At 62.4% G+C, this 8993-nt stretch carries 7 protein-coding genes; all 7 read left to right on the top strand.

Annotated elements, in window-relative coordinates; all coding sequences use genetic code 11:
* The first annotated feature begins 735 nt into the window (after positions 1-735).
* Positions 736-1938 (top strand): CRISPR-associated ring nuclease Csm6, encoded by a 1203-nt coding sequence (gene csm6, locus P3W97_RS09875; protein WP_367184617.1) that lies wholly within the window; start codon positions 736-738, stop codon positions 1936-1938.
* Positions 1939-1946: 8 nt separating this feature from the next.
* Complete coding sequence (csx2, locus tag P3W97_RS09870) at positions 1947-3155, top strand: TIGR02221 family CRISPR-associated protein (RefSeq protein WP_300846274.1); 1209 nt, start codon at positions 1947-1949, stop codon at positions 3153-3155.
* A gap of 96 nt (positions 3156-3251) precedes the next feature.
* Positions 3252-5957 (top strand): type III-A CRISPR-associated protein Cas10/Csm1, encoded by a 2706-nt coding sequence (gene cas10, locus P3W97_RS09865; RefSeq protein WP_300846272.1) that lies wholly within the window; start codon positions 3252-3254, stop codon positions 5955-5957.
* Between the two features lie 10 nt (positions 5958-5967).
* Positions 5968-6432 (top strand): type III-A CRISPR-associated protein Csm2, encoded by a 465-nt coding sequence (csm2, locus tag P3W97_RS09860; protein WP_300846270.1) that lies wholly within the window; start codon positions 5968-5970, stop codon positions 6430-6432.
* Positions 6433-6449: 17 nt separating this feature from the next.
* Positions 6450-7172 (top strand): type III-A CRISPR-associated RAMP protein Csm3, encoded by a 723-nt coding sequence (csm3, locus tag P3W97_RS09855; protein ID WP_300846269.1) that lies wholly within the window; start codon positions 6450-6452, stop codon positions 7170-7172.
* 30 nt (positions 7173-7202) lie between these two features.
* Entirely contained in the window at positions 7203-8153 is a 951-nt protein-coding gene (locus P3W97_RS09850; RefSeq protein WP_300846267.1) for a hypothetical protein, read from the top strand.
* Positions 8154-8219: 66 nt separating this feature from the next.
* A partial coding sequence (locus P3W97_RS09845; protein ID WP_300846265.1) for an RAMP superfamily CRISPR-associated protein occupies positions 8220-8993 on the top strand: 774 nt, incomplete at its 3' end.

The following is an 8993-nucleotide window of genomic DNA, read 5'->3' as shown; positions in this document are numbered from 1 at the left end:
TACTTGTTTGACAGACACACGACGTGCTCTCCAAGTGATTATGATGCCGATCACATCTTCTGTAACTATAAAAATCGGTTAAGACCCTTGCCCTGATCACTCCGGGATTACGACTGCGCATGGCACGTATTTCTGTTACCTATGGTGTAAGAACCAAGCCCTGATCACAAAGGGTTAAGACGATTCTGGGATGCCCTTTGCAACGGCATCGAGTGTAAGAACCAAGCCCTGATCACAAAGGGATTAAGACAGCAAACGTTCTCCGGTGCTTATGCCCCTATTGGTAAGAACCAAGCCCTGATCACAAAGGGATTAAGACTTGACCAAGGCGAGCCATTTCGAAATACGTTTTAATGTAAGAACCAAGCCCTGATCACAAAGGGATTAAGACATGGGATTGCGAGCGATATGCTCGGCCTTCGACCGTAAGAACCAAGCCCAGATCACAAAGGGATTAAGACTCCTGCTTCTCACGAGCCATTGCCGTGGCCTGCGGTAAGAACCAAGCCCTGATCACAAAGGGATTGATCCCTCGCCATCTCGTCGACCGCTGAGCCTTGCCGCCAGATCGGCGCTGCGGCAGTTGTCCTTTTGCAACACGGGGGCTGCGTTGTCTTGCGAGGTTGCGGCGGTGGGCGGCACAATGAATCAGCCGCTGCGGCTGATTGGTCAAAAAACGCGTGGAGGAGAGCTCGTGCGGGGGCTGGGGATCGGTGGGCGGGTTGCGCAATTGGCATGCAGCAACCGGTTGCGGCAAGCTTGCCGAGGGCGGGGCTTGGTGCGGGGTGGCCAGATACTCGGCTGATGGAAACCCAAACGCGCATCCTCGTCTGTGTCACCGGCATGTCGCCGCAGGTTGTGACCGAGACTGTTCACGCGCTTGCAAAGCGCACGCCGCCGTGGGTGCCTCACGAGGTGCACTTGATCACCACCCGCAAGGGCGCACAAAACGCCCGGTTGCGGTTGCTCTCGGCTGATCCAGGGTGGTTTGAGCGCCTGCGGCGCGACGAAAAACTTCCGCCCATCCTGTTCGGTGAGGAGCAGATTCACGTCATCCGCGATGCGCAGGACCGCGAGTTAGACGATATCCGCGATGACGAGGACAACGACAGCGCGGCCAACACCATCGCCGATCTCATCCGGCGGCTGACGGCCGAACCGCACACCGAGTTACACGCCTCGATCGCCGGCGGCCGAAAGACGATGGGCTACCTGCTCGGCGCCGCCATGAGTCTCTATGGTCGCCCGCAAGACCGGCTGAGCCATGTGCTCGTCTCCGCGCAGTACGAAGCGCACCCCGAGTTCTTCTATCCAACGGCGTCTTCGCGGGTCATCACCGCGCTTGGGCCCACTGGCGATGCGCTGGATTGCCGAGACGCACGCGTCTGGCTGGGTGACATCCCCTTCGTGCGACTGCGGCAGTTGTTGCCCGCGCAGGTGTTGGCGCAGCATTTGTCTTACGCCGACCTGGTCGCCCTGGCCAACCGCAACCTCGGCGCGGAGGACTGGACGCTCGACCTCGAGTCCAACAGGCTTCGCATGGGTGCCGCTGAGGTTGCCCTTTCTCCGCGCGAGGCGGGCGTGCTCGTCTTGCTGGCCGCCTGCACCGCTCGTGGCAGGGGAATCCGCTGCCCGGTCTCCAACGCAGGCACCGACGGCGAATGGGCTCACGAAGCGCGCGAGGCAATCGTTCACAGCTTTGGTCACGGCGCGCTGTCGAGCGCGTTCGACAACTGGCTGCAAGACGGGCCGGACCACAAAGCCGGCTTCGAGCAGGCCCTCAGCCGCCTGCGCCGCACGCTCAAAAGCGCCTTGGGCTGCTGCATGGCAGACCCCATCGACAACGCCGCACCGGGCCGCCGTGGCCGCCAGCGCGCCTATGCGCTCAGGCTGCCAAGCAGCCAGTTCCATCTCACCACCCACCGCAACCTACCCTGAGCAGAAACATGAGCCTGACGCTGATCTCCTTTCTCGGCAAAAGCGTGGCTGACCCATCCCGTGGCTACCGCCCTGCGCGCTACCGGTTTGCCGATGGCACCATCCACGAAACACCCTACTTTGGGCTGGCGCTGGCCCAGCAGCTTCGTGCGGCCAAGCTGATCCTGATCGGCACGGCCTCGAGCATGTGGGATGTGTTGATCGAAAACACCGTTGGTGATGCTGGGGCCGAGGAATCCCGACTCGCGCTCATGGATGCGGTGCGCGAGGGCCAGGTCGATGAAGCTCTGCTCGAGCGACTTCAGCCCGCATTTGCGCGGCACCTCGGCTTCGAGATCAAAACGATCGTCATTCCGACAGGAGCCGCACCGGCCGACCAGCAGCAACTCCTCGTACGGCTGAGCGACTTGCTCGAGAGCGAAGCGCACGTCGCCATCGACATCACACACGGCTTTCGGCACCTGGCCATGCTCGGGCTTGCAGCCACGCGTTACCTGCAGCACAGCAAGAACGTATGCACGCAAGGGCTCTACTACGGCGCGCTCGACATGATGCAAGAGGGCGTCGCGCCGGTGGTCGAGCTCTCTGGCCTTGCGCACTTGCAGGAGTGGGCCGAGGCGCTGGCCGCTTTCGACGCTTCGGGTGATTTTTCGCGCTTTGCGCAGCTGCTCGAACGCGACGGGCTCGACCCCGTCCACACCCGGGCGCTTGCCAAAGCGTGGCCGCTGCTTGCCATGAACAACGTGAGCGATGCCGCGCGCGGCCTGCGACAGGCGGTGCGTGCGCTCGACGAGCCCCTGCACGGCGCATCGGGTCTGTTTCAAGAGAGACTGCGCAAGAGTCTGCGCTGGGTGCACGAGACCGAACTGCACGAACAGATGCTCCAACTCGCGGTGCAGGCCCTCCGCCGAGACGACTTTCTACGCGCCGCCATTCTTGGGCTCGAGAGTTTTCTTGCCCGCATCGTGGCCGAGCAAGGCGGTGACCCGCTCGACTACGCCGCGCGCGAGCGAGCCGGCCAAGACTTTGGCCGCGAACTGCGCGATGGCGAACATGCCGACCGGAAGCGCAACGACTTCTGGCTGCTGCGCAACATCCGCAACGCCCTCGCTCACGGCACACTGCCCACCTACAAGCCGCATGCACAGCTACTGAAAAACCCCGATCGCCTGCGCACGGAGCTCAGTGCCACGCTCAACCAGCTGACCAACACATGAGGCCTATTTTGCAAGCTTGCCAGGTTTCAACACGCCGTTTCAACCAGCAAGAATCCCGACATGGATCAACCAACTGAAAAAGCCATCTCCAAGTGCATGGCGGCCAGCTGCCGTGTCGCGCTTGCGGCCCTTCTGCACGATCTTGGCAAATTCGCCGAGCGGGCGCGCATCCCGGAGGCGCTTGCCAAAGACGCCGACGGCAATACCCGCCAGGCCATCGAAGAACTTTTGGCCTGTCCGGAAAGCAATGGCCGGCGTACGCACATCCACGCGGCCTACACCGCCATCGCCATGGATTTGCTGGAGGCCTGGTTGCCGGAACTAACGGGGGAAGACATGACCCCGTTCGCGCCGTGGCGCGATAAAAACGCCGACGATTCCATCATCAACGCCGCCGCACGGCATCACCGGCCGGAAACCTTCCTGCAATGGATCATCGCCACCGCCGACCGGCTCGCCTCCGGTTTCGAGCGAGAAGAATTTGTCGCCTACAACCAGGCGCCGGACGAAGAGGATAAAAAGCTCAATCACTACACCACCCGGCAATGGACCTTGCTCGAAGGCATTCATCTTGAGGCCGGGGGAGAAGAAACCACGCCCGCCTACCGCTACCCGCTCAAACCGCTCTCGCCCGAGGCGATCTTTCCGGCTCCCGCGAAAGTCGGCGAAACCGGCGACAAGGCCGCCGCGCAAGCCGACTATCTGGAACTGTGGCAGCAGTACCAAGCCGGTCTGCAAGCCATTCCCGCCAGCCATCGCGCCAACCTGCCGCTGTGGCTGGATCATTTCGACAGTCTGTGGCTTGCTTTCACCCATGCCATTCCTTCGGCCACGGCGGGTATCGGCGGCCGTGTGCGACCCGATGTTTCCCTCTACGACCACTCTCGCACCACGGCGGCCCTGGCGGTGGCGTTGTGGCGTTTCCATGCCGACCAGGGGCATGACCCTGAAATGGTGCGCGAAAGCCTGCGTGCCCAATGGGACCGCGAGCGCGCCGGGCACGATGCGGCCCGCCAAGCCTGGGAGACGGAAAAATTCCTGCTCGTGCAGGGCGACTTCACCGGCATCCAGGAGTTCATTTTCTCCGGCGGCGAATCGCAGCGGCAGGTGGCGCGGCTGCTGCGTGGACGCTCGTTTTACGTCTCGCTGCTGTCCGAACTGGCAGCGCTCAAGGTCCTGGAAGCGCTCGATCTGCCGCCGCTGAGTCAGGTGGTCAATGCCGCCGGCAAGTTTCTCGTCGTCGCACCGAACACTCCAGAGGCGGTCGCCAAGTTGTGCGATGTGCAAGACGAGCTCAATCGCTGGTTCATCGAGCACACCTATGGACAGAGCGCCATCAACCTCGCCTGGCTGCCCGCGGCGGCGAAAGATTTCCGCCACGGCATTGCAGAAAGCCCATTTCGCGAGCTCATCAAGCGGCTGTTCGAGCAACTGGAAGCGGCCAAGCTGCGGCGTTTCGACCTGTGCGGCGCGACGCCACCCGAAGCGGTGCGGCGCGGTTTCCTCGACCGCTTCGAACATGGCGAATGCAAGATCGATGGCCGCTCGCCGGCTGCCTGCCAACTCGAGGATGGAGTGTGGGTGAGCGAGTTGGCCTGGGATCAGGTGCACACCGGCAAATGGCTGGCCCACCAGGATCGTCTACTCATCACCCGGCAACGCATCCAGCCGCTTGCCGAAGGGCAGACACTGAACCAGCTGCGCCTGCCCATCTTCGGCTACCACGTGTTGTTCACCGGCGCGGAGGAGGTCAGTGGCAAGTTCGGTGGCGAGGCCAAATCTGGCAACCTGCTGCGCGCCTGGGATTTTTCCTTGCCAGAGTCTGCCGATGCGCCGCTGTGGAATGGCTATGCCCGGCGCGCCATCAACGCCTTCCTGCCTAGATTCGCCGAGCCCGATGCTTGGGAATCCGACCGCTACCGGGGCTTGGACGACCTCGACGATTTCGAGCCGCATCCGCTGACCCCGAAGACCCTCAATCATCTCGCGCGCGACGACCGACGCCTCGGCGAGACCGGTCGCTGGGTAGGGGTGGAGGCGCTGATGACCCTCAAGGGCGACATCGATAACCTGGGCTTGATTTTCCAAAAGGGTCTGGAACGCCCCACTTTTGCCCGCATGGCCGCACTGTCGCGCCAGGTCAACGCCTTCTTCACCATCTGGCTACCCTGGTTGTGTCGCAAGGAATTCCCCAATACCTACACCGTCTTCGCCGGCGGCGACGATTTCTTTCTGATCGGGCCGTGGCGCTCCACCATCCGCCTGGCGCAGCGCATGCATAAAGACTTCGCCCGCTACGTCGCGGGCAACCCGGAGCTGCACTTCTCGGCCGGGCTGTCCATGAGCAAGCCGGGCCTGCCCATCCGGCATCTCGCGCAACAGGCGGAAGCGGCGCTGGAAGATGCCAAAAAACTACCGGGCAAGAATGCCGTCACCTGCTTCGGGCAATCCGTTTCCTGGTCGACGTTTACCGACCTCATGGCGCGCGAGGAAGCGCTCGAGCAGCTCAGTCGCGAATTGAAGCTGTCAGCCGGTTACCTCTATGGCCTGCTCCATCTCACCGACATGGCGGCTGACCAAACGCGCCCCGAAAACGCCCTTTGGCATTCGCGCTTCGCCTACCGCACCCGGCGCATGCTGGAGGCCAGGATCAGAAACGAAGGCGACCGTGATGCCGCCGAGCGCAAACGCAGGCAACTGCAACAGCAACTGGCGGTGGAAATCGCCAGCCAGGGCATCGAAAGGCACCGGGCGGCTTACAAGATCGCCCTGTTTACTTATCTGTATCAGCAACGCGACTGAGGAGAGCGACATGGCCCAACCCCATCAAGGCAGACCCAACCCGCAAAGGCGCGAGGAAGCACCCCGCCAGCAGGTCGATACCGGCTGGCGCAGCAACATCCGCTTTGCCTCGCCGGATGCAGAACTCTTCAACAGCATCGCCAAGCAAGCGGCGCAGGCCGTGGCGCGTGCCGATCCTAACCGCAACAAACCCACCCAGCTGCGCCGCTTCTATGACGAGCTGCTGCTGTGGGAGACGCGCGCCAGCCAGCAGCCGCCCGATGTGCGGGCAGCCAAGTTCGCCGAATACCTCCCCTTCATCCGCATACTCAATGCCAAGGTGGCCTATGCCGAAGGCCGCAAGCTTGTCGACCGCACCTTCGTCGATCTGATGCACCACACTCTGGGTGAAGTCACCAGCCCGCAAACCTTGACTACTTGCAAGTATTTCTGGGAAGCCTTCTTGGGCTTTTACAAACAGGAACGCCAGGACTAAAACCAGGGAGACCCCACATGAAACTCACCGCCATCCGCAAATTCACCGGTCGTCTGGAACTGGTCACGGGACTGCACATCGGCTCCGGCAACAACGAAATGCACATCGGCGGCACCGACAATCCGGTGCTCAAGAACCCCATCACCCAGGAGCCCTACATCCCTGGTTCCAGCCTCAAGGGCAAGATCAGGAGTCTCCTGGAATGGAAACTTGGGGTGGTGGGGCAAACCCAGGGCAAACCATTAGGTTTTCGCGATATCAACGGGTTGTTAGGAGCTGAACGCGAAGCGGCCAAAAACCTGCTCAAGCTGTTCGGCGGCGCACCGGAAGGCGCTGGCCAAGACATGAAGCTGGTGGAAGAAATCGGCCCCACGCGCTTGGCCTTTTGGGATTGCCCGCTGACCCGCTCTTGGGTGGAAGAGATGAGCCGGCGCAACCTGCTGCTTACCGAAACCAAGATGGAAAACATGATCGACCGCATCCAGGGCGTGGCCGTGAATCCGCGCAACACCGAGCGCGTGCCGGCGGGCGCCAGCTTCGATTTCGCCCTGACCCTGCGCGTGCACGATGACGAAGACCTGCGCGCGACGGTGTTCGAGGGTCTCAAGCTTTTGGAGCTGACCGGCCTGGGCGGTTCCGTCTCGCGCGGTTATGGCAAGGTGAAGTTCGCCGAGCTGAAACTGGACGGCGAGGACGTGTTGCCGGAGCTGGCCAGGATCGATCTCGCCGTGGCGGCCTGACATGCCGATCGACCCACGCAGGCATCCATCATGCTGACCTTTACGGCCCGTATCACGCCACTTTCCGCCTTTGGCACACCCCCCAAGGGCGACACCCTGTTCGGCCAGTTGTGCTGGACGCTGCGCAACCGGCTGGGGGAGACGCGGCTAGACCAATTGCTCGATGGATACACGGCGGGTCGGCCGTTCGCGGTGGTCTCCGACGCCTTGCCCGCCGGCCATCTACCGCGGCCTGCCCTGCCCGGTCATTGCTTCAACCCGCTGCCGGGCGATGATCGTAAGGCCGCCAAGCGACGCACCTGGCTCCCAATTGAGCACATTGACACACCTGTAGCCGACTGGCTTCACCATTGCCGCACCGACAGCGAACTGCCCGGTGGCGCAGCACAGCAGCACCCTCACCCTCACAACGCCATCGACCGCCGCACCGGCACCACGGGCGAGGCTTTCGCTCCGTACACAATGGCGCGGCTGTGGTATGGCCAAGGCTGCGCCCTGGAAATCTACATCGTGCTCGACGACACGCGGCTATCGGTGAGCGAGCTGGAACGAGCGCTGTGCGACATCGGCGAACTCGGTTTCGGACGCGATGCCAGCATCGGCCTGGGCCGTTTTCGGCTGGACGCCTTCACCCCTGCCGAGCTCCCCATGCAGCGCGGGGCCGACGCCTGGATGACGCTGGCACCCTGCGCCCCCCAAGGACTCGACTGGGACGCCACACGCTGCCACTACACGGTGTTCACCCGCTTTGGCCGCCACGGCGATCTTGGCGTGCATCAGGGCAACCCGTTCAAAACTCCGGTCGTGCTCGCCAACACCGGTGCCGTGCTCACCCCGCGCCCTGCGATGGCTGTTGGCGTTTCGTTTACCGGTCAGGGGTTGGGTGGTGACAGCACGCTATCCAAGGCCATTGCGCAAACCGTTCATCAAGGCTATGCGCCCGTGGTTGGGATCAAACTTCCTGATAGGGACGGTCGTTAACAGTGAAATCGTCGTTCACGAAACCGCCGACAGTACCTTTCCAAACATGCGCGCCTCGGGGTATGCATGAAAACTTTTGACAGTTACCGACTGCACATCACGCCGCTCTCACCCGTCCATATCGGCACAGGGGAGAGCTATGAACCGACCAATTACGTCATCGACGATGGCATCCTGCATGAATTCGACACCGGCGCGACGGTGATGGCGCTCTCGGCCTCCGACCGGCAGGCGCTGCTCAGAATTACCGATCGTCGCCCCGATGCCGAGATGATCAAGGCCGTGCAGCGTTTCTTCTACGAACGCCGGGAAACACTCATGGCGCATGCGCTGCAGCGGATTCCCGTGCTGCGGGGTGTCACCACACTCTACGCCAGTCGTGTCGGTCAAACCGCCAACCGCGAAGCCGGTGGCAAGCAAGTGCTCAACCGCCTGGAAATCGACCGCACCGCCTACAACCCCGTGACGCGCCTGCCGGTGCTGTATGGCTCATCGCTCAAAGGGGCCATCCGCACCGCGTTGCTCGACAAGATCAATGGCGGCTCCCGCCTGCAAATGGTTGAGGATCGTCGCACCGGCAAGCGCCGCGACGAAAACAATCAGGAATTGCAAAACCGTTTGTTTCGGTATCAGCCCGGCAGGTTCGAGCGCGACCCCATGCGCCTGGTGCAACTGGCCGATGCCGTGTGGTGTGGCGAGCCCGGCCTGCCCGCCACCCGGGTGCATCTGGCGGTCAACCGCAAGAAGGCGCCGGTGGTCGATGAGAAGGGCGTACTGCGCAAATCCAAGGCCGACGAACTGTATCAAATCCTCGAATGCATGCCCGGCTGGCACTACCGG

The organism is Tepidimonas sp. (assembly GCF_029335975.1).
GTDB lineage: Bacteria > Pseudomonadota > Gammaproteobacteria > Burkholderiales > Burkholderiaceae_C > Tepidimonas.
This window is presented reverse-complemented; position numbering and strand designations above follow the sequence as displayed.